The sequence below is a fragment of the Pseudomonas sp. BN102 genome, assembly GCF_029871245.1.
Classification (GTDB): domain Bacteria; phylum Pseudomonadota; class Gammaproteobacteria; order Pseudomonadales; family Pseudomonadaceae; genus Metapseudomonas.
The window spans coordinates 18,794-44,103 of sequence record NZ_SSON01000024.1; the positions used below are offsets into that span (position 1 = coordinate 18,794).

The following is a 25,310-nucleotide window of genomic DNA, read 5'->3' on the forward strand; positions in this document are numbered from 1 at the left end:
GCCATGAGTTCCGCAACGCTGACCACCGCGTCCTCCGCCAACGCCGCCCGCCGCGGCAATGCCTGGGGCCGCCGCCTGCTGATCGCCGGCGCCTGGCTGGCCTTTGCCCTGTTCCTCCTGCTGCCGCTGCTGGTGGTGCTGAGCGAGGCATTGAAGCAGGGCCTGGGCACCTTCTTCACCGCCATCTTCGAACCAGACGCGCTCTCCGCGCTGAAGCTGACCCTGATCGCCGTGTTCATCTCGGTGCCGCTCAACCTGGTGTTCGGCGTCGCCGCCGCCTGGTGCGTGAGCAAGTACGAGTTCCGTGGCAAGAGCCTGCTGGTGACCATGATCGACCTGCCGTTCTCGGTCTCGCCGGTGATCGCCGGCCTGGTCTACGTGCTGCTGTTCGGCGCCCAGGGTTATTTCGGCACCTGGCTGCAGGACCGCGATATCCAGATCGTCTTCGCCGTGCCCGGCATCGTCCTGGCGACCATCTTCGTCACCTTCCCCTTCGTCGCCCGCGAACTGATCCCGCTGATGCAGGAACAGGGCACCCAGGAAGAAGAAGCCGCGCGCCTGCTCGGTGCCAACGGCTGGCAGATGTTCTGGCACGTGACCCTGCCGAACATCAAATGGGGCCTGATCTACGGCGTGGTGCTCTGCACCGCGCGGGCGATGGGCGAGTTCGGCGCGGTGTCGGTGGTGTCCGGGCACATCCGCGGCGTTACCAACACCCTGCCGCTGCACGTCGAGATCCTCTACAACGAGTACAACCACGTCGCCGCATTCAGCGTCGCCAGCCTGCTGCTGATCCTGGCGCTGTGCATCCTGCTGCTCAAGCAGTGGAGCGAGTCGCGTCTTTCCCGCCTGAAATCCAGTGCTGATGAGGAATAAGTCATGAGCATCGAAATCCGTAACGTCAGCAAGAACTTCAACGCCTTCAAGGCGCTCAACGAGATCAACCTGGATATCCACAGCGGCGAGCTGGTGGCACTGCTCGGGCCCTCCGGCTGCGGCAAGACCACCCTGCTGCGGATCATCGCCGGCCTGGAGACCCCGGATGCCGGCAGCATCGTCTTCCACGGCGAAGACGTCTCCCAGCACGATGTGCGCGATCGCAACGTCGGCTTCGTGTTCCAGCACTACGCCCTGTTCCGCCACATGACGGTGTTCGACAACGTCGCCTTCGGCCTGCGCATGAAGCCCAAGCGCGAGCGCCCGGCCGAGAAGCAGATCGCCGAGAAGGTCCACGAGCTGCTGAACATGGTGCAGCTGGACTGGCTCGCCGACCGCTACCCGGAACAACTTTCCGGCGGCCAGCGCCAGCGCATCGCCTTGGCCCGCGCCCTGGCGGTGGAGCCGAAGATCCTGCTGCTCGACGAACCCTTCGGCGCCCTCGATGCCAAGGTGCGCAAGGAGCTGCGCCGCTGGCTGGCGCGCCTGCATGAGGAGATCAATCTGACCTCGGTATTCGTCACCCACGACCAGGAAGAAGCCATGGAAGTGGCCGACCGCATCGTGGTGATGAACAAGGGCGTGATCGAGCAGATCGGCGCGCCGGGCGAGGTCTACGAGAACCCGGCGAGCGATTTCGTCTACCACTTCCTCGGCGACTCCAATCGCCTGCATCTGGGCGACGACCAGCACCTGCTGTTCCGTCCCCACGAAGTCTCGCTGTCGCGCCAGGAAGTGGCCGAGCACCGCGCCGCCGAAGTCCGCGATATCCGCCCCCTGGGCGCGATCACCCGGGTCACTCTCAAGGTCGACGGCCAGGACGAGCTGATCGAGGCCGAAGTGGTGAAGGACCACGACAGCCTGGTGGGCCTGGTGCGCGGCGAAACCCTGTACTTCAAGCCCAAGGCCTGGCAGCAGGCGGCGGGGTTCTGATTCCGCGCCGGGGTGGGAGCGGAGCCAATCCGTAGGTTGGGCTGAGCTCAGCGAAGCCCAACGATTCGCGCCCTGATGTTGGGCTGGACGGCGTTCCGCTTCGCTCCGCCTTGACCCACGCCGCCCGCACCAACCTACAGGGCGATCTCCCCGATCGCCTTGCGCCCCGCCGGCGACACATGCAACGCCCGCGACTCCTTCGAGCGGCGCAACCAGCCCGCCTGCTCGCACAGCTCCAGCACCGCCGCGCCCAGCGCGCCACCCAGGTGCGGCTTGCGCTCGCTCCAGTCGGGGCAGGCGCAGACCAGCTGGCGGCGCTTGCGGCGCAGGTTGGCGACATCGATGCCCAGTGCCGCCAGGCCCCGCGCGCCAGACTCGGTGATGGCCAGGTCGTTGCCCTGGGGCGCCAGCCAGCCGGCATCGGCCATGCGCGCATAGACGCCAACCGCCAGCTCCCCGGCCATATGGTCGTAGCAGGTGCGCGCCTCGCGCAGTGCCAGCGGCGTGCCACGGGACACCGGCACCGGCCGCAACTTGCGCGGCTGGGCGGCCAACGCGGCGCTGGCCAGGGCTTCCACGGCCTGGCCGATCTCGGGCCCGGCCAGGCGGTAGTAGCGGTTGCGGCCGCGGGTTTCCAGCGCCAGCAGGCCGCCTTCCACCAGCTTGGCCAGGTGCGCGCTGGTGGACGAAGGCGACAGCCCCGCCAGCAGCGCCAGCTCCCCGGCCGGCCGCGCGCTGCCATCCATCAGCGCCCAGATCATCGACATCCGCCCGGCATCGGCGAGCAACGCCGCCATTGAACTGATACCCGGTGTGTATTCCATACTTCACCCCATCGCGAAACATGTCGGTCATCCGGCGGAGATACTGGCCACGAATCCACCGGCGCGCCAGTGCGCGCAATCGACACAAGGAGTGAAACCGTGGCCGAACAACTGATTGCCTATCTGCCCCTGATTGCTGCCACCTTCCTACTCGCCGGCACCGTGAAGGGCGTGGTCGGCCTCGGCCTGCCGACCATTTCCGTCGGCCTGCTGGGCCTGGTGATGCCGCCGATGCAGGCGGCCGCCCTGCTCATCGTGCCGTCCATGGTCACCAATATCTGGCAGCTGGCCGCCGGCAGCAGCCCGCTGGCGATGCTGCGGCGGCTCGGGCCGATGCTCGCCGGCATCTGCGTCGGCACCTGGGCCATGGCCTGGCTGGTGAATGCCGCCGAGCTGCCCGAAGCCACCTCCATCCTCGGCATCGCCCTGGTGGCCTACGCCCTGCTCGGGCTGGCTTCGGTGCGTTTCAGCGTGACCCCGGCCAACGAAGGCTGGCTGGGCCCGGTGATAGGTGCGGCGACTGGCGCCCTGACGGCGCTGACCGGGGTCTTCGTGATCCCCGCGGTGCCCTACCTGCAGGCCATCGGCCTGGAGAAGGACGAACTGGTGCAGGCCCTGGGGCTGTCCTTCAGCGCCTCCACCATTGCCCTGGCGGTGAGCCTCGGGCACAGCGGCGAGCTGCTGCAACCGGCGGTGCTCGGCGCCTCCCTGCTGGCCCTGTTGCCGGCACTGCTGGGCATGGCCAGCGGCCAGTGGCTGCGCAAGCGCATCAGCGCCGAACGCTTTCGCCGCTGGTTCTTCATCGGCCTGCTGCTGCTCGGCAGCGACCTGGCCCTGCGTGGCCTGTTCTGAATCGAGGGCGCCGCCAGCGCCGAGGCGCTGCGCAATCTCGTGGCCGGCGCCTGAAAAATTCGCCCCGCCCCCAGCAAATCACTCTTTCGGGTTATAGCCTGGCGGCCCCTGCTCAGTAGGCTGTTCAAGCACCCTTGACGGCGTATTGACGCCAATATCGACTCCTCACAAGAACAACAAAAGGAGCACCGACATGGTTCGCAAGATCCTGTTTTTCCAACTATTGAGCCTGCTGATCAGCCTGGCAGCCAGTTTCGCCCCAGTGGCCGCCGACGAACTCCCGCCCCTGGAACTGGTGCAGGTGCATGCCTGCCGCGCCACCAGCAGCCTGCTGCTGTTCCGTGGCGAAGGTTTCCAGGAAACCCATTCGGCGCGCCTGGCAGCGGACCTCAATGCGCTGAACGCGGCGTTCGGACGCGTCGCAGAGCCCGGCGAGGCCCTGGCCAAGGCTCGCGAGACCCTTGTTACCGAGCTCGAGCGCGGTGTTTCCTTCGGCCACAAGGAAGAAGACGTGCCCTGGCGCTACCCCCAGGAACTCGCCAAGGCCCTGCGCGACTTCCTCATCGCCGCCCGCACCCAGGCCGGCACCGAGGGACTGCCGGCCAAGGTCGAGTACCTCAACGTGCAGTACCTGAGCCGCTCCTACATCGGCACCTTCGAAATCGCCCGGGAGAATGGCGACACCTACATTGGCCAGGACGAACGCGGCCTGCTGCCGGATATAGACCAGCAACTGGCGCCGCTGGACGAAAAGGCAGACCCGGCGGTGGCCAAGCTGAAGACCCGCTGGAGCTTCCTGAAGTCGGCGCTGAGCGACCTGAACAGCCAGAGCAACGCCCTGGTCAGCGCCTCCGGCCGGCCCTACGCACCCATGGTGGTGGACCGCCATGCGCGGTCCATGAGTGGGCAGTTGCTGGCATTGGGCAGGTAGGGGGAGACCGCAGGGGTGGAAACATCCCTCCCCCCCAGCCCCTCTCGCTGAAAGGAAGAGGGGAGCCAATCACTGCCGAGATCGAATCCTCGACTCCGCACAGCTCCGAGTTTCCGGACGCATTCAAATCCGTAGGTTGGGCTGAGCTCCGCGAAGCCCAACGATCCGAGCGCCGCCGTTGGGCAGTGTTCCGCTTCGCTCAGCGCCAACCTACAAAAGCAAGCCGTGCGCACTGCGCAAGGCCATCACACCGCCGCCTTCTTCTCCCGGATGCAGGTCGGTCCCGCGCGCTCTTCCACCGCGCGCTCCACCTCCTTGCGCAGACCCAGCATGAAGGCCAGTTCGGCCACCACGAAGAGCGGCCCGATGATCAGCCCGGTCAGGTCATCGACGAAGGCCGGCTTGCGGCCCTCGTAGTAGTGGCCGACGAACTGGATCACCCAGCCCACCAGGAACATGCCCAGGCCCACGCCGAGCCAGGTGGCGGTACCCTGCACGGCCAGCGCGGCGCCCACCCAGAGGCTCAGCCAGAGCAGCACCGCCATCACCAGGCCGAAGCGCAGGTCGAGACGGAAGTAGTAGAGCGCCGAAACCAGCGATACCAGGGCAGCTGGCGACAACCAGAGGCCGAAGGCTTCGAAGCCCGGGCGCGACAGCAGCACGGCGACGGCGACCACGATCAGCGGGATGCCGACGAAGTGGGTGGCGATATTGCGCCGGTCGCGATGGTACTCGGCGTACTGGCCAAGTTGATCGACGAGGGTTTTCATGGTCGTGGTCCTCAGGTCAGGGGGCAATTGTGGCGATAATGGCGCCATGCCCCGGTCCATCTCTGTCAGATAGCCGACAAAGCCCATGATCGAATTGAAGCACCACCGCGACCTCCTGCTCACCGGCGAATGGTTCAGCCAGCTGTCCGCCGCCCTGCAGGACGAACTCCTGGCCATGGCCCAGTTGCGCCGGCTGGCGCCAGGGCAACGGCTTTTCCGCCGCGGCGACCCGCCCTGCGGGCTCTATGCGGTGCTGGAAGGCGCGGTGCGCGTCGGCAGCATCAGCGAAAGCGGCAAGGAACTGCTGCTGGTGTTGGTGGAACCGCCCCACTGGTTCGGCGAGATATCCCTGTTCGACGGCCAACCACGCACCCATGACGCCTTCGCCGAAGGCCAGGTGACCCTGCTCAACCTGCCTCAGGCACCGCTGCTGGCCCTGCTGAAACGGCAGCCGGAACACTGGCGCGACTTCGCCCTGCTGATGAGTCAGAAGCTGCGCCTGGCCTTCATCGCTCTGGAGGAGATGAGCCTCTTGCCGGCGCCCCAGCGTCTGGCACGGCGGCTCTTGATGATCACCGAGGGCTATGGTGGCCTGGCCGGCCGGCGACGGGTGATCCAGCTGGCGCAGGAACAGCTGGCGATGATGCTGGCGCTCTCGCGGCAGACCGCCAACCAGATCCTCAAGGACCTCGAAGCCCAGGGCGCCCTGCGCCTGACCTATGGCGAAATCGAGATTCTCGACGTCGAATGCCTCAAGCGCGCCGCCGGTGGCAAACCCTAGGGGGCGTCATGCGCACCTGGGATTTCGCGCGGGGGTCTCGGCGCGCACGGCGCACCCTACCGGGGAAGGCTTTCCCGATACTGGCTCGGGCTCTGCCCCGTCCAGCGCTTGAAGGCGCGGCTGAAGCTGCTGGTGTCGGCGAAGCCGAGCAGGTAGGCAATCTCGCTGATGGAGCAGCGCGGGTCGCGCATATGCACCAGGGCCAATGCCTGGCGGGTGTCGCCGAGCAGCTGCTCGTAGCTGCAGCCCTCGTCCGCCAGATGCCGTTGCAGGCTGCGCAGGCTGAGGTGCAGCGACTGGGCGATACGCTCGGCGGAAGGTTCGCCATTGGGCAGCTGGGCCTCCAGACAGGCACGCACCTTGCGCGCCCAGGTGGGTTGCTGGAGTTGCTCCAGGGTGCGCTTGAGCACCGTCTCGTTGTGCTCGGCCAGCTCCGGGTTGGCGTCCTCCAGCGGCCGCTCGAAATCCTCGACGGCGAACTCCAGCAGATTCTCTTCAGCGCCAAAGCTGAGCGGCGCACGGAACACCTGGTGCCAGGGCTGCGGGTCCGCCGGCCGCGGGCGACGCAGGTGCACGGCCAGCGGCGCGTAATCGCGGCCCAGGCGATTGCGGCAGGTGCGCACGTAGATCGCGGCGAAGGCATCCAGCGCCTCGGGGGCGGGCTCTGGGCCGTCGCCGGGCACGCGCAGGCGGAACAGATAGCGGTCGCCCTGGCGGCTCAATTCCAGCTCCAGCGCATCGCTGACCACCTGGTGGTAACGCACGATGCGCTCGAAGACTTCCCGCAGGCTGGCGCTGGCCACCAGCGCGTAGCCCAGGGCATGGAAGGTGGTGGGGCTGACGTAGGTGGAGATCTTCAGGCCCAGGGCCGGATCGCCGCTGGCTTCCACCGCCAGTTGCCAGAGACGGGTGGTGGCGGACAGCGGGTAGCGCGCGTTGGGGTCGTCCATCAGCGCCGGGTCCAGCTGGGCCTGGCGGCACAGGTCGGCGCTGTCGAGGCCGAGCGCATCCAACTGCTTTCGCAGGGCGCGGGTCCAGCTGGCGAGGGTGGTGGGTTCGCTCATGCAGGTTGGCGTATCCGGTCAACAGGTTGGCGTGCTCGGTCGGGCGCAGTCCCGGCCTGCGGCGGCAAAGTAGGACCATCGTCGACAAGAGGATGGAAGCATGTCCCGTACGCCCGCAAGCCCCCAGACACTGAATGACCAACAACGATCAGCGCATATTCGTGAAGTGGTGATGGCCCATGGCAATGAGCTGCGCCAGCGCTACCCGCTGCTCCGCCACCAAGACGCCCTGGGCGCCGGCATCCTCGCCTTCGCCCTGGCCGGCATGCTCGGCTCAGCCCTGCTCTACCTGAACGAGCAGATCGCCTGGTGGGTCTGCCTGCTGCTCAACGCCTTCTTCGCCTCGCTGACCCACGAGCTGGAGCACGACCTGATCCACAGCATGTACTTCCGCAAGCGCCGGGTGCCGCACAACCTGATGATGACGCTGGTCTGGCTGGCGCGGCCGAGCACCATCAACCCCTGGATCCGTCGCCACCTGCACCTCAACCACCACAAGGTGTCTGGCTCGGAGGCCGATATGGAAGAACGCGCCATCACCAATGGCGAGCCCTGGGGTCTGGCGCGTCTGTTGATGGTGGGCGACAACGTGATGTCATCGCTGATCCGCATGGGCCGGGCAACAACCTGGGCGCAAAAACGCAGCATCCTGGCGCGCACGCTCAAGGTCTACGCACCGCTGGCGCTGCTGAACTGGGGCACCTGGTACGTCTTCCTCGGCTTCCACGCCATCGACGCGCTGGCCTCGGGCCTGGGCGCCCCCATTGCCTGGTCGGCCGGCACCCTGGAGGCGATGCAGATCGTCAACATCGCCGTCGTCGTGCTGGTGGGCCCCAATGTGCTGCGCACCTTCTGCCTGCACTTCGTCAGCTCCAACATGCACTACTACGGCGACCTCGAGCCGGGCAACGTGATCCAGCAGACTCAGGTGCTCAACCCCAGGTGGCTGTGGCCGCTGCAGGCCTTCTGCTTCAACTTCGGCAGCACCCACGCCATCCACCATTTCGTGGTCAAGGAGCCCTTCTACATCCGCCAGATGACCGCTCCGGTGGCGCACCGGGTGATGCGCGAGATGGGCGTGCGCTTCAACGACTTCGGCACCTTCGCCCGCGCCAACCGCTGGCATCCGAAGGAGCAGGAAACCGCGCAACGCACCCAACCCACCCTTGGTTAGGGCCCGGACGGCGCACGGCCGCCCCTATGATCGCGACAACGCGCGCCCCCGGGCGCGCGCCTTCCCCGAGCAAAGCTGCAAACAAGAGGTAGCGGCATGAAAACCTGGATCTGTGTGGTCTGCGGCCTGATCTACGACGAAACCAAGGGCTGGCCCGACGAAGGCATACCGGCCGGCACCCGCTGGGCCGATGTACCGGACGACTGGATCTGCCCGGACTGCGGCGTCGGCAAGAGCGACTTCGATATGCGGGAGAGCTGAGACTACCCCAGGTACCTCGCCTTCCTGTAGGAACGCCATTCCGTAGGTTGGGCTGAGCTAAGCGAAGCCCAACGATCCGTGCCGCAGCCTGTTGGGCTTCGCTCCGCTCTGCGCCAACCTACATTCGTTTTCCCTTCAGAACCGCAAGCTCATCCGTGCCGTCAGGCCATTGTCCCGCGCATCCTCGGCGTAGGCGCCGTTGTAGAAGAGCCCGGCGTAGGCCTGCTCAGTGAGCTGATAGTCCAGGCCCATGTCCAGGCGGATGGCGTCCTCGGTCAGCGGCACGGCGGCACCGCTCTCGTCCTCCAGCCGGCTGTCGCTGAAAGCATGACGCCAACCTGAGCTGAGGCGCGCGGTCAGGCGCCGCCCCGAGTCCAGTTCGATACGCGTGGTGCCGCGCAGGCCGAAGGTGCTGTAGCCGATCTCGTCGCGCTGGCTGCCGATGGTGCCGGCCGCATCGCTGTCCAGCCGTACATAGGCCAGTTCTCCGAAGCCCTCGACGCTGAAGTCGCGGAAATCCAGGGAATAGCTGAGTTCGCCGAACAGCTGGCCGCTATCGGCATCGGCGGCGCGGCCGTCCGCGTCATGGCCGCTCCAGGCCGCGCCCAGCTTCATGCCGATCTGGTTGTAGATCTTGGTACCGGCATAGGCGCCCAGGTGCAGGCTGTGGATATCCGCATCCGCGCCTTGCACCTCCACCGACGTCGCCGAGTAGCCGGCCAGGACACCGGCCAGCCAGTTGCCCAGCTTGCGTTCGCTGCCCAGCAGCAGTCCGCCGACATCCCGCTCCCGGCGCGGCGCCCGGTGATCGGCGTCCACCGAGCCGTGGCTGCCAAAGGCGCGAACCCAGGCGGGCGTCTGGCCTTCCTCCAGGGGCGGCTCACGGAAGGAGAAGCGCACCTGCTGGATGCGTTCGGACGCGGCGTCGCGGAGGAAGTGGCTGTCTTCCAGCAACGTGGCTCGGCTGGCGGCGGCGAGGGAGTCGCCCAGGGCCGGGGTGGCCGCCAGCAGGCCGCAGAGGCCGGCCAGCGCGAGACGCGGCGAAAGGTCGAGACCCATGGTGAATCCTCGTAACGGGGAATGTGGATAACTCTAGTCCGAAGCCGGGCAATTCAATTTCCCGAATGCACCCAGGGTTTTCTGATTTGCCCGGATTGCACGGCGCTGGCGCAATGGCCACCTGCACACAGAAGGAGCTGCACCATGCGCCAGACCCGATCCCCGGCATTGTCCCCCACCTTCACGGCCCACGCCTCGATGCTGCTCTGGGCCCTGCTGGTGGCGCTGTCCTTCTTCGCTGCCGCCGAGGTCAACCCGGGCCTGGACGCGCTGCCGCTGACCGCCGTGCGCCTGCTGCTATCAGGTAGCCTGTTCCTGCCCTTCCTGCTACTGCGCCGGCCCCAGCACCTGGGCGGCCGGGCGCTGATCGCCCATGCCTTGCTGGGCGGCCTGCTGGCGCTCTACTTCGGCAGCCTGTTCGAGGCGCTGAAGCACACCAAGGCACTGGATACCGCGCTGCTCTATGTGAGCGTGCCTCTGCTGACCCTGGGCGGCGAACGCCTGCTGCTGGGCAAACCGGTGCTGCAACGCCTGTGGCCGACGCTGATCGCCGCCCTCGGCGCCCTGGCTCTGCTCGGCCTCGACAACGCCAACTTCGATGCCTACGCCTACGGTCTCTACGGCGTCGGCTGCCTGGCCATGGCGCTCTACGGCCCACTCAGCCAGCGCTTCAAGCCCTGGCTCGGGGAAACGCGCGGTGCCGCTTCCCTGGCCTGCGGCAACCTCCTGGCCGGCGGCCTGCTGCTGGCCCTCGCCTGCACCCTGGGGCAACGCTGGGAAGGCCTGCAGGGCATCGCCGCGCGCGACTTCGGCTGGCTGCTCTACCTGGCGCTGACCGCCACCCTGGCCACCTTCTGGCTGCTGCACCGGGCCATCCACTGGCTGCCGCCGGCCACGGTCATCGCCTACAGCTACCTCAGCGGCCTGTTCGCGCTGCTGCTGCAGAGCTTTTGGCTGCACCGCGCACCGGCGCCGCTAGCCTGGGTCGGCGCCGTGCTGATCATCCTCGGCATCGCCTGGCTGGCACGCCTGAGCCCGGTGCGCGCGGCCACCGCCTGAGTGCTTGCTATGCCGCCCGGCTCGGGTTCTGATGGCGCTCCCGCCCAGTGGAACCCTGCCATGCTGCTCGCCAACGGACTGCGCAAGATTGATATCCAGGACCTGCTGGTCTTCCTCGAAATCTGCGAACGCCAGCACCTGGGCGAAGTGGCGGAGGCGCTGAACCTCAGCGCCTCCAGCGTCAGCTACAGCCTGAAGAAACTGCGCGGCAGTTTCCTCGACGAATTGTTCATCGCGACCCGCAGCGGTATGCAGCCCACCCGCAAAGCCCTGGCCATGCGCCCCCACGCCAGGGCCATGGTGGAGCTGATGAACGCCTGCTTCAGCGAGGCCAGCGCCTTCGACCCCAGCCAGGCGCCGCGTACGTTCCGCCTCTGCGCGCCCGAGTACTTCGAGCTGCTGATCCTGCCGCCGCTGCTGCGCCGGCTGAGCGAGGCGGGCTATCCGGTGAGCCTGGAGGTGCGGCGGCTGGCCCGGGAGATTCCCGCCGAGGCGCTGGTGCACGGAGAACTGGACCTGGCGCTGGGCTTCGGCCCGCACCAGCACCGCGCCCATCCAGGGCTGGTCAGCCTGGCGCTGCTCAAGGACGACCTGCTGTGCGTGCGTGCCGCCGGCAGTGCGGCGGTGGAGGACCTGGATGCCTTCTGCGCGCGGCGCCAGGTGTTCCCCACGCCCTGGGATTCGGAACGCAACATGATCGACGGCTGGCTGCAGCAACAGGGGCGCTCCCGGCAGATCGCCGCGCGCACCAACAACTACCTGGCGGCCCTGCGGCTGATACCCGCCAGCGACCTGTTGCTGGTGCTGCCGGCGCGGGTGCATGAACTGCTGGGCGATGCGCACACCGCCGCCAGCCCCCTGCCCAACCTGCCGGGCTTCTCCCTGGAAATGCTCTGGGCGCAGCCCTTCGACCAGGACCCGGCGAACATCTGGATGCGCGAGCAGATCCTCAGCGTCTGCGCCGAGCAATCACTTCTCTGACAGGCGCTGGCCCAGTACCTGCGACAAGAACCCCCGGCTGGCGTCCAGTACCTCGGCTTGGGTTTCTTCGCGGGCGAGCATGCGCGCCACCACCAGCGCGCCCACGCACTGCGACAGCAGCGCCCAGGCCAGTTCGCCGTCTTCGAGGATGTCCGCCCAGGCCCGCTGCAGCTGCAGCATCCAGTGCTCGGCTTCCTCGCGCACCGAAATATCGGCACGGGCGATCTCCGCGCCGAGCGCCGGGATGGCGCAGCCCGTGTCGGGGTTCTGCAGATGGGCCATGCTGAGGTAACGCGCCAGGCAGCGCTCCAGTTTGTCGCGGCTGAAGCCGTCGCCTCGGGCGACGTGGCCGATCAGGCTCTGCGACAGCTCGCGCTGGACGATGGCGGTGAAGAGGTCGTTCTTCGATGGGAAGTGGCTGTAGAAAGCGCCGCCGGTGAGTCCGATGGCCTTCATCAGACCGTCGACCCCGGTGCTGGAAAAGCCGCCGCGCTTGGCGATGGCGCCGCTGCTTTCCAGCAGCTTCTGCCGGGTTTCTTCCTTGTGAGTGGCTGAATAACGCACGACGACCTCCGCGAGAACTGGCTTGACGCGTTGGCGAGCATAGCATAACGTCCGTTCATCTAACGATCGTTTAGTAAATGGTGAACAACATGGCAAACGAAGCGAAGAACAAGAAAGTCGTGCTGGTTGTGGGTGCCGGCGACGCCACGGGCGGCGCCATCGCCCGGCGATTCGCCCGCGAGGGTTACGTGGCCTGCGTGACCCGGCGCCACGCCGACAAGCTGCAACCCCTGGTGGACTCCATCCGTGCCGAGGGCTTCGAGGCCCACGGCTTCGCCTCGGATGCGCGCAAGGAGGACGAAGTGGCCGAACTGGTGGAATCCATCGAGCGGGATATCGGCCCGATCGAGGCCTTCGTCTTCAACATCGGCGCCAACGTGCCCTGCAGCATCCTTGAAGAGACCGCGCGCAAGTACTTCAAGATCTGGGAGATGGCCTGCTTCTCCGGCTTCCTCACCAGCCAGGCAGTGGCAAGGCGCATGGTCACCCGCGAGCGCGGCACCATTCTCTTCACCGGTGCCACCGCCGGCCTGCGCGGCGCCGCCGGGTTCGCCGCCTTTGCCGGGGCCAAGCACGGCATCCGCGCCCTGGCGCAGAGCATGGCGCGCGAGCTGGGCCCGCGGAACATCCACGTCGCCCACGTGGTGGTGGATGGCGCCATCGACACCGACTTCATCCGCGAAAGCTTCCCGGAGCGCTATGCGCTGAAGGACCAGGACGGCATCCTCGCCCCCGAACACATCGCCGAGAACTACTGGTACCTGCACAGCCAGCCGCGCGATGCCTGGACCTTCGAGCTGGACCTCCGCCCCTGGATGGAACGCTGGTAAGGGTGCACCGGCCGGCTGCGCGGCCGCATTACTTTTTAGTTCAGAAGAGAAAAAACCATGAGCAAAACAGTCGAATTCTTCTTCGATTTCGGCAGCCCCAGCACCTACCTGGCCTGGACCCAGCTGCCCGCCCTCTGCGCCAAGGCTGGCGCGCAGTTGCAGTACCGCCCCATGCTGCTGGGCGGTGTGTTCCAGGCCACCGGCAACGCCTCGCCCATCGAGATTCCCGCCAAGGGCCGCTACACCATGATCGACTTCCAGCGCTTCGCCCGGCGCTATGGCGTCCCGCTCGAGTTCAACCCTTATTTCCCCATCAACACCCTGACCCTGATGCGCGGCGCCATCGGCATCCAGATGCGCCAGCCGGAACGCTTCGAGGCCTATCTGGCGTCGGTATTCAAGGCGTTCTGGCAGGACAAGCGCAACCTCGGCGACCCGGCCGTGCTGGCCGCCACCCTGGATGCCGCTGGCTTCGACCCACAGGCGCTGCTCGCCCTGACGAGCGACCAGGAGGTGAAGGACGCCCTCAAGGCGGCCACCGAGGAAGCGGTGAAGCGCGGAGCGTTCGGCGCCCCCACCTTCTTTGTCGGCAACGAGATGTTCTTCGGCCAGGACCGGCTGGATTTCGTGGCGGAGGCGCTGGCCTAGGTCACCGCGGCCAGCTTCGACAAGGACTCCAGTAACGCCGCCAGGTCGTTAGGTCGCCCGGCAGGTGCAGCAGGCCGGCGGTGTGTTGTGAGCTGATTTCCCGCGGGGGGCGAATTCATTCGCAAAGCAGGACGAAGTCCTGCCCCTGGTTTCCGAGCGAGGCCAGGCATCCCTCATCCGAACGCGGCACGGGCCGGCTTTCCCTGCTTTCCTCCAGGCAAAAAGAGACCCGCCGAAGCGGGTCTCTTTTCAATTCCTGACGGATCAGGCCAGTTCGTCGAAGCACTCAGCGACAATGGCGATACCCTTGTCCAGTTGCGCGTCGGGAATGGTGACCGGCATCAGGAAGCGGATGACGTTGTAGTAGGTGCCGCAGGAGAGCAGGATCAGGCCCTTCTCGCGCGCCCTGGCAACGATCTTGCCAACCAGTTCGGCATTCGGCTTGCTTTCGTCGCCGCCTTCGAACAGCTCGATGGCGACCATCGAACCCAGGCCACGGACGTCGCCGATGACCTTGTGCTTGGCCTGGATCTCACGCAGACCGGCCTTCAGGCGCTCGCCTACAGCCTGGCTGCGCTCCAGGAGTTTCTCTTCGTCGAACACCTTCAGCACGGCCAGGGCCGCGGCGCAGGCGATCGGGCTGCCGGCATAGGTGCCGCCCAGGCCGCCGGGAGCGATGCTGTCCATGACTTCGGCCTTGCCGACCACGCCGGAGATCGGGAAGCCGCCGCCAACGGACTTGGCGAAGGTGGTCAGGTCAGGCACCACGCCCAGTTGCTCGGAGGCGAAGAAGGTGCCGGTACGGCCAGCGCCGGTCTGCACTTCGTCGGCGATCAGCAGGATGCCGTGCTGGTCGCACAGGGCGCGCAGACGCTGCATGAACGCCTTCGAGTTGACGTAGAAGCCACCTTCGCCCTGAACCGGCTCGATGATGATGGCGGCGATGTCCTGGGGCTGGGCATCGTTCTTGAAGATGCGCTCGATGCTGGCGATGGACTCGTCTTCGCTGATGCCGTGCAGCTCGCACGGAGCCAGGGCGCGGAACACGCCACCGGGCATCAGGCCCATGCCGGCGGAGTACGGAACCACCTTGCCGGTCAGCGACAGGGTCATCATGGTGCGGCCGTGGTAGGCACCGGTGAAGGCGATCACGCCGGCGCGGCCAGTGGCGGCACGGGCGATCTTCACGGCGTTCTCGACGGCTTCGGAGCCGGAGGTCACCAGCAGGGTCTTCTTGGCGAAGTCACCCGGTACGCGCTTGGCGATCTCTTCGCAGAGTTCGATGTAAGGCTCGTACGCCAGCACCTGGAAGCAGGTGTGGGTCAGCTTGGTCAGCTGCTCCTGGACGGCCTCGATCACTTTCGGGTGCAGGTGTCCGGTGTTCAGTACGGCGATGCCGCCGGCGAAGTCGATGTACTCGCGGCCGTCGACGTCCCACACGGTGGCGTTCTCGGCGCGCTCGGCGACGATCGGGTGGATCTGGCTAACACCGCGGGCAACGGCAGCGGCACGGCGTTTCAGCAGGGATTCGTTTTTGCTCATAAGTTCCTCACGGCCGCTCATCGGGCGGCGCAGCTTCAAGGATGAATGCCCCCGGTAGGGGCCAGCGCAGCATTCGATGATCGACTGCGCGGGCTTGCCGGAGGCTCGTTTGCTTTAAGGGTGGAACTGGGGCGCCGCGCGCTCTTTCGCGCCTTGCCCCGTCTTTGGATCAGATACCGCCGAGGCAGAGATACTTGATCTCCAGGTAGTCCTCGATGCCGTATTTGGAACCTTCGCGACCGAGGCCCGAGGCCTTCACGCCGCCAAAGGGCGCCACTTCGTTGGAGATCAGGCCGGTGTTGATGCCCACCATGCCGTACTCCAGGGCCTCGGCCACGCGGAACACGCGGCCCAGGTCACGGGCGTAGAAATAGGAAGCCAGGCCGAACTCGGTGTCGTTGGCCATGGCGATGACGTCGGCCTCGTCCTTGAAGCGGAACAGCGGAGCCAGCGGACCGAAGGTTTCTTCCTTGGCCACGGCGGCGTTCTTCGGCACGTCGACCAGGATGGTCGGCTCGAAGAAGGTGCCACCCAGGGCGTGCGGCTTGCCACCGGCGAGCAGCTTGGCGCCCTTGGAAACCGCGTCGGCGATGTGCTCCTGGACCTTGGCCACGGCCTTCTCGTCGATCAGCGGGCCGGTGGTGATACCGTCTTCCAGGCCGTTGCCGATGTTCAGCTTGGCCACGGCGGCCTTCAGCTTCTCGGCGAAGGCGTCGTAGATGCCGTCCTGCACGTACAGGCGGTTGGCGCAGACGCAGGTCTGGCCGTTGTTGCGGTACTTGGAGATCAGCGCGCCTTCGACGGCGGCGTCCAGGTCGGCGTCATCGAAAACGATGAAGGGTGCGTTGCCGCCCAGCTCCAGAGACACCTTCTTGATGTCCTTGGCGCATTCGGCCATCAGCTGGCGACCGATCTCGGTCGAACCGGTGAAGGACAGCTTGCGCACGACCGGGTTGCTGGTCAGCTCGCCGCCGACTTCGCCGGCGCTGCCGGTGACCACGCTCAGCACGCCTTTCGGGATGCCGGCGCGCTCGGCCAGTTCGACCAGGGCCAGGGCAGAGTACGGGGTCTGGGAAGCGGGCTTGATCACCATGGTGCAGCCGGCGGCCAGGGCCGGGCCGGCCTTGCGGGTGATCATCGCGGCGGGGAAGTTCCACGGAGTGATGGCGGCGGTCACGCCGATCGGCTGCTTGATCACGATCAGGCGCTTGTCGGGCTGGTGGCCGGGGATCACGTCACCGTAGACGCGCTTGGCTTCTTCGGCGAACCACTCGATGAAGGAGGCAGCGTAGGCGATCTCGCCCTTGGCTTCGGCCAGCGGCTTGCCCTGCTCGATGGTCATCAGGCGGCCCAGGTCGTCCTGGTTTTCCATCAGCAGTTCGAACCAGCGGCGCATCTTGTTGGCGCGTTCCTTGGCGGTCAGCGCACGCCAGGCCGGCAGAGCACGCTCGGCAGCCTCGATGGCGCGGCGGGTCTCGGCGGTGCCCATCTTCGGCACGGTGCCGATGATTTCGCCAGTGGCCGGGTTGTTGACCTTGATGGTCTGGCCACTGTCGGCGTCCAGCCAGGTGCCGTCGATGTAGGCTTGCTGGCGGAACAGCTTGGCGTCTTTCAATTGCATCTCTGTCTCCTTCACGCCAGCGCTACAGGGGCGCCGGGGCAGGTTGTGGTTCTTCGGTCGATGCACGATCGGCCGGGACGGAGTCGATTGGAACGGCCCAGCTCATGGAGGGGCAAGGGGGCGTTTGAAATCTCAAACGAATCCTAGGGCGCGGGGAAGTGAAGGGCAATAGGCCGTTCGATAAAATCAACAAAAAGTCGGTGCAGTTTGTCGAAATCCTGATCAAAGATGACCAGAAGCCGCACTATCGTTCAACATTGCGAACAAGGGTTTGCCGCATGGACGCAGGGGCCCGACATGGGTATCATGGCGCCCCCATACGCATCCGTAGCTCAGCTGGATAGAGTACTGCCCTCCGAAGGCAGGGGTCGTGGGTTCGAATCCCGCCGGATGCGCCATATATGACAAGGCCCCTGGAGAAATCTCGGGGCCTTTGTTTTTTCTATTCCACGATGCCGGCGACCCCAGAGCCCGCGAACGACTCCATAGCAAGAGCCGGCGCGCTGCCAGCCCCCGCCCCATCCCGGCTCGAAGGCTTCCTCGCGACCGTCGTTCAGCGTAGCTAAGCTTCCTGCGTGGCTATCGGGTAGCCGCCTCCGCCGCAGAGCGTCGAGCGGAGCCCCAGTCTACAAATCGGTAAATTCGACACGAGTTGGGAGAGGCGATGGCAATGGAAGACAAGGCGTCCAGCGAAACCGTAAGGACCTACCGTTATTGCTCCGTGCAACTGAATGCATTCTCTCTGATGCTGCTAACGACGCTCAGCGGATTCTGCGGCGGCATCGCCTGGGCGCTCATCCTCTTCCTCGTTGACGGGCTGGGCATGGTCACGCTGGAGCGGTTCGACAATCCGCTGGTTAACTTCATTGGGTTCCCACTCCTTGCTGCCCTCGGTTCCGCCTTGTTCTCCCTGGTTGGCTATCCGCTTTACAACTGGGTCTGCAAGAACCTTCGTGGACAGCGACTGATGGGCATCTTCCACGACCCGCACAATTAGCGCGACGGCCAGAGAGGAAAAAGGGGACTGGGAAAAGGGGCCAGATTTGAATGGCACTTACTTAGTCCTTTCCCAGTCCGCACGGTTCTGGCGACGCTGCCCTGTTACGGCAGCATGAGCCGAATGAGTGCCGACTCGAAGTTTCCGCTGTAGGTCGTGCTACCGGTCGGTGTGGACGCCCCGTGTGTCGGAATCGAAACCGTGCCTTCCGGATCCACGAGCGCTCCCGCAGGGGTCGCGACGGTGAATTTCGGCGTGGACAGTTTCAGCGATGCCTCCAGCAGCGAATACGGCGGGCCCTGGCTCGTCGTCGCCGCGAGCAACACCGTGTTGTCGGCCGCAGCCGCGACCCCGCCGCCGGTCTCGAAGCCGGTGCCACCCCAGGTTGCCGCAGCCGTCACCTTCTTGCCCGTCGATTGCAGGCGCGCGACGAATGCGTCCTGGAAGCCGACGCCCAACACCGTCGTCGTTCCGGCGAGAAGCACCGAGCCGTCGGGCGCCACCGCGATGCCTTCACCGGTGTCGCCGCCCTTGGTGCAGCATTCCCTGCCGAACAACAAGCTGCCATCGGACCCGATATTCAGGACCAGCGCGGCGATGCCGACGATGCCGCTTTTCTCCGCCTGTATGGCGCCAGCCGTATATATCGACCCATCCGCGGCGGCGGCCATTCCGCCGCGCGCATCCACAACCTCGCCCGCGCCGTATGTCCGTGCCCAGGCCAGCTCGCCCTCTGGCGTCAGCTTCAGCACCATCACGTCGAACTGGGAAAAATTGCTGTCGGGCCGCAGTCTCGAGCTGGCCGCGTAGACATTGCCGTCCGGCGTGACGGCCATCGCCTCGAAGCCGGCGGCATCGTCCCAGAGCCGTTGCCAGACAAGATTGCCCGCCGGATCGAACTTCAGGACGAACACCCCGGCGGAGCTCGGGCCGAAGCTGGTTGCCCGGCCCGCGACGTAGACGAAGCCGTCGCTGTCCGTCGCCACCGCGCCGGCGCTATCGGACTCGGCACCGCCCCAGGCCCGCTCCCAGAGCAGGTTGCCGCTCGGATCGAACTTCAGCAACACGGCGTCTCCGCCACCGTCTGCGGTGATGCCGGCCACGTAGACTGAACCGTCGGCAGCGACCGCCACTGACGCATCCGTCACCCCGACGATGGTCGGGCCGTTCCAGATCCGCTGCCAGACGACCGCTCCATTCGAGAGCTTGACGATGAAAATCCGCGTCGCGGGCTGGCCGGGCGGGTCGAAGGCAAAGCTATCTGTCGAGCCGACGAGGTACGCGCTGCCGTCGGCGGCCGTGGCGACAGCGGTTGCGACTTCGGCTCCAGTTCCGCCCCAGGTCGTCTCGGTGAGCAAGACCTGCCCGTGCGCCGGCCTTTCTGCAAGTGCCAGCAGAACCAAACCCAAGCTTGCAAACAGCACCTTCCCGACCGCGATTCCATTCCGTCGTGTTGGCGAGGGACTGCAGATATGCGTCATGTCCTTTCTCCTGTTTGGAGCGAAAAGGACCTGGACGTCGCTGATGGGGGATTAGCCGAACCGCTCGAAGCGTGTCGTCCGCTACCAGCTGCACGCCGCGACAGCGCAGTACGAGCGGCACGAAGATCTCCAGGTGGTAATTTTTGATTCTAAAACAGCATGCAAAACTTTCCAGATTCCCGGGGTAAACAGCGCCCCAGGTATGGAAAGCCCGTCGATCAGCCCTTTTGCCTGAAACTTCTAACCGAGTCGGCCGGAGCGGCTCGACTCAACTCAAAGCGCCTCCGGAATTTTCGGGGCAATTTATCGCTGGCATCAGCGGTTCCCTGGCGCATTCCTCGAGCCAGTCGATAAGTGCTTGCAGCCTTCTGGGCATTGGGTCGAGAGGGGGATGAACCAGGTAGTAGCCATAGTTTCTCGTCTCTATGAAGCCGCTGAACGGCAGCACCAGCTCTCCATTCTCAATGCGTTGGCGGACCAGTTGTTCGCGGCCTATGGCGACACCGGAGTGGTTCATGGCCGCGATCGTGCACAAGTCGGAGCGGTCGAAGGTCAGGAAGCGCTCCGGCAGGAAGTCCGTCGCTCCGGTCTCACGCGCCCATAAGCGCCACTCCGCATCGAACGCGGCGTTGTCCCAGGCCTCCACGTCATGCAGCAGGATGCATTGGTCAAGCCGGTCGGGGTGCCCTGGAAGGTTGTGTTTGCGCGCGTACTCGGGACTGCAGACTGGCGCAATACGCTCCGGCATCAGGCGGGTACTCGTGAGACCGGGGTGCTCGCCGTTGGAGTAGCACAGGACGAGATCGATTTTCCTCGTTCGATAATCAATGCGCTCATTGCCCACCCGGATATCCAGTTGCACACCCGGGTAACGGGCGGTGAAGTCTGCCAGTCTGGGCACCAGCCAGCATTGCGCTACCGATGGCCTCACGTAAAAGGTCAGTTGCCCGGAAATCTGCGCGTGCGCACGCTCCTGCATGGCCTCGGATAACGCATCCATGGTGTGCTGCATGATCTGGAAGATGCGCTCTCCGTCGTCGGTCAGGCTCACCTTCCTTGGCAGCCTGTGGAACAACTTGAGCGACAGGTCTTCTTCCAGCCGGGCGATGCGATGACTTACCGCGCTGGCCGTCAGGCACAGCTCATCGGCGGCCCGCGAGAAGCTCATGTGGCGAGCGGCGACCAGGAAGGTATGCAGGTTCGCCAGATGTGTCCCGTTGAGCTTCGGTCCTGGGGTGATACCAGCCTTCGACATCGCTGCAATCCTCTCTTGGTCCGCCGCCCGCACCTGCGTGAGTTCCGTCACCTTCATGGCGAGTGGCGCTGCTAGCCGCGCCCCTTCTCGACATACGCGGCGAATTCTTCAGCCGGCACCATGCTGCCACCCGTTCCCCAGACGAGGTGCGTGGCGTTGGCCAACCGCTTCGAAGTGACGCCGAGACGCTCCAGATAGGCCTGGTCTCGCAGGACGCGCACCATCCCCGGTGCGCCGGCCAGAGCGGAGGGCTCCAGCCGAACCCGCTCTTCCTGGTATGCGATTGCCAGGAGGCGGTACAGCTCTTCGTCCGTCACGGTGTAATAACCGTCGATCAGCCGCTGCATCGCACGGCCAACAAATCCGGATGGCCGGCCAACCGCCAGGCCGTCCGCCGCCGTGACATTGTCGATGCCGAATTCCTGGACGCTGACTTCATCGTGCAATCCGGTGTAGACGCCCAGCAACATGCAGGGGGAGTGAGTGGGCTCGGCGAAGATGCAGTGCACGGCATCTCCAAAGGCCAGCTTGAGGCCGAAGGCAACGCCACCGGGGCCGCCACCCACACCACAAGGCAGGTAGACGAACAGCGGGTGATCCAGGTCGACGACCACTCCAGCCTGCTCGAACTGGCGCACCAGCCGTTCTGCAGCGACTGCGTAGCCGAGGAACAAATGGGGCGAGTTCTCGTCGTCCACAAAGTAGCAGCTGGGGTCGCATGCGGCTTGTCGGCGTCCCTGCTCCACCGCGACGCTGTAGTCCGACTCGTACTCGACGACCGTCACCCCATGCGCTCGCAGCTTGTCCTTCTTCCATTGCCGCGCGTCCGATGACATGTGCACGGTCGCCTGGAAGCCGAGCTTGGCACTCATGATGCCGATGGAGAGCCCCAGGTTGCCTGTGGAGCCGACCGCGATCTTGTATTGGCCGAAGAACTGGCGAGCCTCATCGGATGCCAGAGCTTCGTAGCTATCGCCGATGCTGATCAGCCCAGCTTGCAGGGCAAGATCCTCAGCATGCTTGAGCACTTCATGGATGCCACCGCGCGCCTTGATCGATCCGGAAATGGGCAGATCGCTGTCCGTCTTGAGCCAGAGCGAGCCACTTCCGGGTAGCCCCGCTTCGTTCAGCAACAAGCTGTGCAGTTTCTTCAGGGGCACGATTCCCGATTCGATGATCCCGCCCGCCGCAGCGGTTTCCGGAAAGACTTTTGCGATGTAGGGCGCGAAGCGCTGCAAACGTGCGCTGGCCTGTGCGACATCGTCCGCGCCCAGCCCCACATCTCCCAGGGCTGAGGCGACAGGGGCGATGGCCGGATTGAACCAGTTGGTTTCCCGCAGGGCGACCAGATCCTTGATCAGTGGGTGGCTGGAATACCAGGCATCGAGCGTTTTGCCGTGAATCATGGATGTTCCTATCGACAGTCTGTGCATGAAAAAGGTGGTAGCGACTCAAGTCAGACGAAGTTGGCGAGCAACAGCGTGCAGCCCAGAGCCGTGAACGAGGCCAGCACAGTTGCGCCGGTGAATTTCTTGATGGCCTCGGATAGGGAAATACCCAAGTATTCCTTCACGACCCAGAAAGCGGAGTCCGTGATGTGCGTCCAGCCAATCGCGCCTGCACCGATGGCTATCACGAGGATCTCACGGTTGTATTCGGGGTGCTGGCCCAGGACCGGCAATACCATCCCGGCCGCACTGATCATGGCGACCGTGGCGGAGCCGACGGCGAAATGCATCAATCCCGCGATCAGCCAAGCCAGGATGATCGGGTTCAGCTGCGACTGGCTCAGCACGTCCGCCAGCACCTTGCCGATCCCGCTGCCGACCAGAATATCGTTGAACGCACCGCCCGCGCCGATGATCAGCAGAATGCCGGCCAGCGGTGGGAAGCATCGATGGGTGAGGTTGAGGAGGTCGCCCATAGCGAGACCGCGCCGCAGGCCCAGCGACCAGTAGGCGAAACAAACAGACAGCGCGAGCGCAATCAGCGGATTGCCGAAGAAGGACACCCATTCATACGCGGCGGATTCCTTGGCGAGCAGGGTCACCGACAGCGTCTTGCCGACCATGAGCGCGAGCGGCAGCAGCACCGTCGCCAGCGTGATGCCGAAGCCCGGCGATGCTTTGTCGTCGACGGTGGCTTCGCTGCGCTCGGCGAGAAACTGCTGCTGGCCTTCAGGCGCCTGACGGCTGCACATGAAGCGCACCCAGACAGGGCCGGCAATCACGGCGGTGGGCAGCCCCACGATGAGGCCGTACACGATCACCTTGCCGATGTCCGCGTTCAACATGCCGGTGATGGCGGTGGCCGCCGGGTGCGGCGGCAGGATGCAATGAACGACCATCAGCGAGGTCGCCAGCGGGGCACCGAGGAAAAGCATGTTGATCCGGGCCTGGCGCGCGACCACATAGATCAGCGGAATCAGCAGAACGAAGCCGACCTCGAAGAACACCGGAATGCCCGCGATAAAGCCCACCAGCATCATGGCCCAGGACGCATTCTTCTCGCCCAGGACATCCAGCAGCGTCGTGGCGATGCGCCTGGCTCCACCGGATTCCTCCAGCAGCTTTCCCAGGATGCTGCCCAGGCCAATGACACCTGCAAGAAACCCGAGCGTGCCGCCCATGCCCTTTTCGAAGGCGGCCACCATCGCGGTGGGTGGCATGCCGGTTCCTACACCAACAAGCAGGCTCGCGGCCATCAGGGATAAAAACGGGTGTACTCGTAACTTGCTGATCAGGACCACGATCAGCAAGATCGCGGTGCCGAGAACTGAAAGCGAAAAAGCGGGGGTCATCTTTTGTTCTTCTCCATCACTACTCGCGTCCATGCGATGTTGTTTTGATGGATTAGATTTCAGCGCCCTGTTACGGACAAACGATGGTTCGTCAGCCTATGGATGAACTGGGATCAACTATTGCTGGAAGCCTGAACGCCAAGCTGATCAGCCATCCTGTCCCCATTACCAGCTGAGTCCATTTTTTGGCTTTCGTCCGGTCACAACTCGCGACCTGTGGCGGTGGTCGCCGCGGAGATCTCGCCGAGCTTCGGCGCCTTCCTCCAGCACGAGGCCGGTGTTATCCACAGGGGTGATTTCCGCATCAGCGAGAGTCCGCTGAGCATCTCGGTGGAAGCCACCGCGCGACTGGCGGAAGCCGCCCGACAGATGGGCATCAACAGTGAGTTCCCGCGCTTTGCCGACGGTCTGTTGAAGCGGGCGGAGGCGGCCGGTTATGCGGGCGAGGAGTTCGCGGCGCTGATCAAGGTGCTAAGACAGGAGTAGAGGAGATGAAGGTCCTTCCTCGACGGACGTGGAAACGGCAACTGTCTCCCCGTGCGACATACGAGCGGGCCTCTACCCTCTCCCCCAGCCCCTCTCCCCGAAGAGGAGAGGGGTGACTCGCAACGGGGAGCGCTCAGTCAGCCTGATGTTCGTGCGCGTAAGATCCTGAGCACCAGCTGGTGAGCTCAGCCGGCCATTTCCCCGCAAAGATCCTGCGCCAGCCAGCGCTCCACCTCGGCTTGCGGCAGGCCGGCTCCGAGCAGGCTGAACAGCTTGCCCAGTGCCGCTTCGCGGGTCATTCCGGCGCAGGACACCAGCCCGCTGCTGGCCAGCTGGCTGCCGGCGGCGTAGACGCCGAACTTCACCGCTCCCTGGGGGCATTGGCTGATGGCGGCCAGGACCACGCCGCGTGCATGGGCGTCCGTGAGGGCACTGAGGAAGTCGGCGTTGTCCGAAGGGCCGGTGCCGCTGCCGTAGCACTCCAGCAGCAAGCCCTGGACGCCGCTGTCGAGCACCGCGCGCAACTGGGTTGCGGCGAGGCCGGGGAACAGCGGTTGCACGGCGAGGCTGACCGGCTGACGCAGTTTGCGGTAGTTCAGCTCGGCCGGGATGGTGGTCGCGCGTTGGCCGTGGCGCGGGCGCTGGGCTTCGATGAAGGCGTCGAAGGCATCGCTGCGCTGCTTGCTGGCGCGGGCGCCATTGAGCAACAGGCCGTTGAAGTAGAGATGCACGCCGGGCGTGACGCCTGCAGCCAGCAGGCCCATGGCGCCGAACAGGTTGGGCCAGGCATCGCCGCCCTCGACCCCTGCGGGCTGCATGGAGCCGGTGAGCACCACCGGAACCGGCAGGCAGAGGAGCAGGAAGGACAGCGAGGCGGCGCTGTAGGCCAGGGTGTCTGTGCCGTGCAACACCAGCACGGCATCGCAGCCGTCCTGCTCGACGCCTTCGACTATGGCGTCGCGCATGGCCAGCCAATTGGCCTGGGTCATGTTGGCACTGTCCAGCGGCGGCAGCAGTTCGCGGAACACCCAGGGCGGTGCCGGGCGCTGTGGCTGGGCGGCCTGCTCGGCGCGTAGCCGGGCCTCGAAGCCGGAGGCTGGAGCAAGACCGGCATCGGTCATCTGCATACCGATGGTGCCGCCGGTGTACAGCACCAGGAGTTTGCGGGCGGGGGACATGGTTTCTCCGTTCTTGTTAGTACCGCAGTCCTCGCCATCCTAATACCGCCCCACGTACCGGCCTATCGATGCAGGTGAGATATTTCGTGAGCCGACATTTCCTGCGCGCAAAGACAAACCCCCGACACGCCTGGGCGTATCGGGGGTTTGGGATAGGAGCTTGACGATGACCTACTCTCACATGGAGAAGCTCCACACTACCATCGGCGATGCGTCGTTTCACTACTGAGTTCGGGATGGGATCAGGTGGTTCCAACGCTCTATGATCGTCAAGCAATTCGGT

At 65.4% G+C, this 25,310-nt stretch carries 25 protein-coding genes, 1 tRNA gene and 1 rRNA gene; 14 read left to right on the plus strand and 13 right to left on the minus strand.

The genetic code is table 11. The annotated features are described in order from the left end of the window. Nucleotides 1-3 precede the first annotated feature (3 nt). Together cysW and E8F12_RS03020 are read left to right on the plus strand one after the other, a co-directional pair. Nucleotides 4-876, plus strand: a complete 873-nt coding sequence (gene cysW, locus E8F12_RS03015) for a sulfate ABC transporter permease subunit CysW (RefSeq protein ID WP_280323816.1) — start codon at nt 4-6, stop codon at nt 874-876. A gap of 3 nt (nt 877-879) precedes the next feature. After that, nucleotides 880-1,869 carry a sulfate ABC transporter ATP-binding protein gene (locus E8F12_RS03020; protein WP_280323817.1) on the plus strand — a complete coding sequence of 330 codons (990 nt, stop codon included), beginning with the start codon at nt 880-882 and terminating at the stop codon, nt 1,867-1,869. A gap of 134 nt (nt 1,870-2,003) precedes the next feature. Here E8F12_RS03020 and E8F12_RS03025 read toward each other — a convergent pair whose 3' ends face one another. After that, complete coding sequence (locus E8F12_RS03025) at nt 2,004-2,693, minus strand: metalloregulator ArsR/SmtB family transcription factor (protein WP_280323818.1); 690 nt, start codon at nt 2,691-2,693, stop codon at nt 2,004-2,006. 111 nt (nt 2,694-2,804) lie between these two features. Here E8F12_RS03025 and E8F12_RS03030 point away from each other — a divergent pair, with 111 nt between their 5' ends. Both E8F12_RS03030 and E8F12_RS03035 read left to right on the plus strand, forming a co-directional pair. Then, entirely contained in the window at nt 2,805-3,545 is a 741-nt protein-coding gene (locus tag E8F12_RS03030; RefSeq protein WP_280323840.1) for a sulfite exporter TauE/SafE family protein, read from the plus strand. Between the two features lie 193 nt (nt 3,546-3,738). Next, entirely contained in the window at nt 3,739-4,476 is a 738-nt protein-coding gene (locus E8F12_RS03035) for a hypothetical protein (RefSeq protein WP_280323819.1), read from the plus strand. Nucleotides 4,477-4,721: 245 nt separating this feature from the next. Here E8F12_RS03035 and E8F12_RS03040 read toward each other — a convergent pair whose 3' ends face one another. Next, nucleotides 4,722-5,246 (minus strand): Mpo1-like protein, encoded by a 525-nt coding sequence (locus tag E8F12_RS03040; protein ID WP_280323821.1) that lies wholly within the window; start codon nt 5,244-5,246, stop codon nt 4,722-4,724. Nucleotides 5,247-5,334: 88 nt separating this feature from the next. Here E8F12_RS03040 and E8F12_RS03045 point away from each other — a divergent pair, with 88 nt between their 5' ends. Then, on the plus strand, nt 5,335-6,027 hold the full coding sequence (locus E8F12_RS03045) for a Crp/Fnr family transcriptional regulator (RefSeq protein ID WP_280323841.1): 693 nt from the start codon (nt 5,335-5,337) through the stop codon (nt 6,025-6,027). Between the two features lie 56 nt (nt 6,028-6,083). Here the strand turns inward: E8F12_RS03045 and E8F12_RS03050 are convergent, their stop codons facing one another. After that, nucleotides 6,084-7,091, minus strand: coding sequence for an AraC family transcriptional regulator (locus E8F12_RS03050; protein ID WP_280323822.1), 1,008 nt, complete (start codon nt 7,089-7,091; stop codon nt 6,084-6,086). A 100-nt stretch (nt 7,092-7,191) separates the two neighbouring features. Between E8F12_RS03050 and E8F12_RS03055 the strand changes: the two genes are divergently transcribed. Next, complete coding sequence (locus tag E8F12_RS03055) at nt 7,192-8,265, plus strand: fatty acid desaturase (protein WP_280323823.1); 1,074 nt, start codon at nt 7,192-7,194, stop codon at nt 8,263-8,265. A 96-nt stretch (nt 8,266-8,361) separates the two neighbouring features. Beyond that, entirely contained in the window at nt 8,362-8,526 is a 165-nt protein-coding gene (locus E8F12_RS03060) for a rubredoxin (RefSeq protein WP_280323824.1), read from the plus strand. A 135-nt stretch (nt 8,527-8,661) separates the two neighbouring features. Here E8F12_RS03060 and E8F12_RS03065 read toward each other — a convergent pair whose 3' ends face one another. Then, nucleotides 8,662-9,585 carry an autotransporter domain-containing protein gene (locus tag E8F12_RS03065; RefSeq protein WP_280323825.1) on the minus strand — a complete coding sequence of 308 codons (924 nt, stop codon included), beginning with the start codon at nt 9,583-9,585 and terminating at the stop codon, nt 8,662-8,664. A gap of 144 nt (nt 9,586-9,729) precedes the next feature. Here E8F12_RS03065 and E8F12_RS03070 point away from each other — a divergent pair, with 144 nt between their 5' ends. Beyond that, nucleotides 9,730-10,644 (plus strand): DMT family transporter, encoded by a 915-nt coding sequence (locus tag E8F12_RS03070; RefSeq protein WP_280323826.1) that lies wholly within the window; start codon nt 9,730-9,732, stop codon nt 10,642-10,644. A 60-nt stretch (nt 10,645-10,704) separates the two neighbouring features. Beyond that, nucleotides 10,705-11,625 (plus strand): LysR family transcriptional regulator, encoded by a 921-nt coding sequence (locus E8F12_RS03075; RefSeq protein WP_280323827.1) that lies wholly within the window; start codon nt 10,705-10,707, stop codon nt 11,623-11,625. Here E8F12_RS03075 and E8F12_RS03080 read toward each other — a convergent pair. After that, on the minus strand, nt 11,614-12,189 hold the full coding sequence (locus tag E8F12_RS03080; protein ID WP_280323828.1) for a TetR/AcrR family transcriptional regulator: 576 nt from the start codon (nt 12,187-12,189) through the stop codon (nt 11,614-11,616). The genes E8F12_RS03075 and E8F12_RS03080 overlap by 12 nt on opposite strands. Before the next feature lie 89 nt (nt 12,190-12,278). Here E8F12_RS03080 and E8F12_RS03085 point away from each other — a divergent pair, with 89 nt between their 5' ends. Further along, on the plus strand, nt 12,279-13,019 hold the full coding sequence (locus E8F12_RS03085) for an SDR family oxidoreductase (RefSeq protein ID WP_280323829.1): 741 nt from the start codon (nt 12,279-12,281) through the stop codon (nt 13,017-13,019). 57 nt (nt 13,020-13,076) lie between these two features. Continuing rightward, nucleotides 13,077-13,667: a 2-hydroxychromene-2-carboxylate isomerase gene (locus tag E8F12_RS03090; RefSeq protein WP_280323830.1), complete on the plus strand. Its 591-nt coding sequence runs from the start codon at nt 13,077-13,079 to the stop codon at nt 13,665-13,667. A gap of 264 nt (nt 13,668-13,931) precedes the next feature. Here E8F12_RS03090 and gabT read toward each other — a convergent pair whose 3' ends face one another. Together gabT and gabD are read right to left on the minus strand one after the other, a co-directional pair. Beyond that, on the minus strand, nt 13,932-15,209 hold the full coding sequence (gabT, locus tag E8F12_RS03095; protein ID WP_280323831.1) for a 4-aminobutyrate--2-oxoglutarate transaminase: 1,278 nt from the start codon (nt 15,207-15,209) through the stop codon (nt 13,932-13,934). 169 nt (nt 15,210-15,378) lie between these two features. After that, entirely contained in the window at nt 15,379-16,830 is a 1,452-nt protein-coding gene (gabD, locus tag E8F12_RS03100; protein ID WP_280323832.1) for an NADP-dependent succinate-semialdehyde dehydrogenase, read from the minus strand. A 321-nt stretch (nt 16,831-17,151) separates the two neighbouring features. Between gabD and E8F12_RS03105 the strand changes: the two genes are divergently transcribed. Both E8F12_RS03105 and E8F12_RS03110 read left to right on the plus strand, forming a co-directional pair. Continuing rightward, nucleotides 17,152-17,228 (plus strand) — tRNA-Arg (locus E8F12_RS03105). Nucleotides 17,229-17,494: 266 nt separating this feature from the next. Beyond that, nucleotides 17,495-17,827, plus strand: coding sequence for a hypothetical protein (locus E8F12_RS03110; protein ID WP_280323833.1), 333 nt, complete (start codon nt 17,495-17,497; stop codon nt 17,825-17,827). Between the two features lie 104 nt (nt 17,828-17,931). Here E8F12_RS03110 and E8F12_RS03115 read toward each other — a convergent pair whose 3' ends face one another. The 4 genes from E8F12_RS03115 to E8F12_RS03130 form a co-directional block, all read right to left on the minus strand. Then, nucleotides 17,932-19,308: a hypothetical protein gene (locus E8F12_RS03115; RefSeq protein WP_280323834.1), complete on the minus strand. Its 1,377-nt coding sequence runs from the start codon at nt 19,306-19,308 to the stop codon at nt 17,932-17,934. Nucleotides 19,309-19,576: 268 nt separating this feature from the next. Then, nucleotides 19,577-20,563: a DNA-binding transcriptional regulator DsdC gene (dsdC, locus tag E8F12_RS03120; RefSeq protein WP_280323842.1), complete on the minus strand. Its 987-nt coding sequence runs from the start codon at nt 20,561-20,563 to the stop codon at nt 19,577-19,579. A 71-nt stretch (nt 20,564-20,634) separates the two neighbouring features. After that, nucleotides 20,635-21,969, minus strand: coding sequence for a D-serine ammonia-lyase (gene dsdA / locus E8F12_RS03125; RefSeq protein WP_280323835.1), 1,335 nt, complete (start codon nt 21,967-21,969; stop codon nt 20,635-20,637). 50 nt (nt 21,970-22,019) lie between these two features. Next, on the minus strand, nt 22,020-23,363 hold the full coding sequence (locus E8F12_RS03130; RefSeq protein WP_280323836.1) for a gluconate:H+ symporter: 1,344 nt from the start codon (nt 23,361-23,363) through the stop codon (nt 22,020-22,022). Between the two features lie 180 nt (nt 23,364-23,543). Between E8F12_RS03130 and E8F12_RS03135 the strand changes: the two genes are divergently transcribed. Beyond that, nucleotides 23,544-23,849: a hypothetical protein gene (locus E8F12_RS03135; protein ID WP_348532401.1), complete on the plus strand. Its 306-nt coding sequence runs from the start codon at nt 23,544-23,546 to the stop codon at nt 23,847-23,849. A gap of 185 nt (nt 23,850-24,034) precedes the next feature. On the opposite strand, the gene E8F12_RS03140 is transcribed toward E8F12_RS03135, so the two are convergent. Together E8F12_RS03140 and rrf are read right to left on the minus strand one after the other, a co-directional pair. Then, a complete protein-coding gene (locus E8F12_RS03140; RefSeq protein WP_280323838.1) occupies nt 24,035-25,027 on the minus strand; it encodes an asparaginase in 993 nt (330 codons plus the stop codon). A gap of 158 nt (nt 25,028-25,185) precedes the next feature. After that, nucleotides 25,186-25,301 (minus strand): 5S ribosomal RNA (rrf, locus tag E8F12_RS03145). Nucleotides 25,302-25,310: the final 9 nt, after the last annotated feature.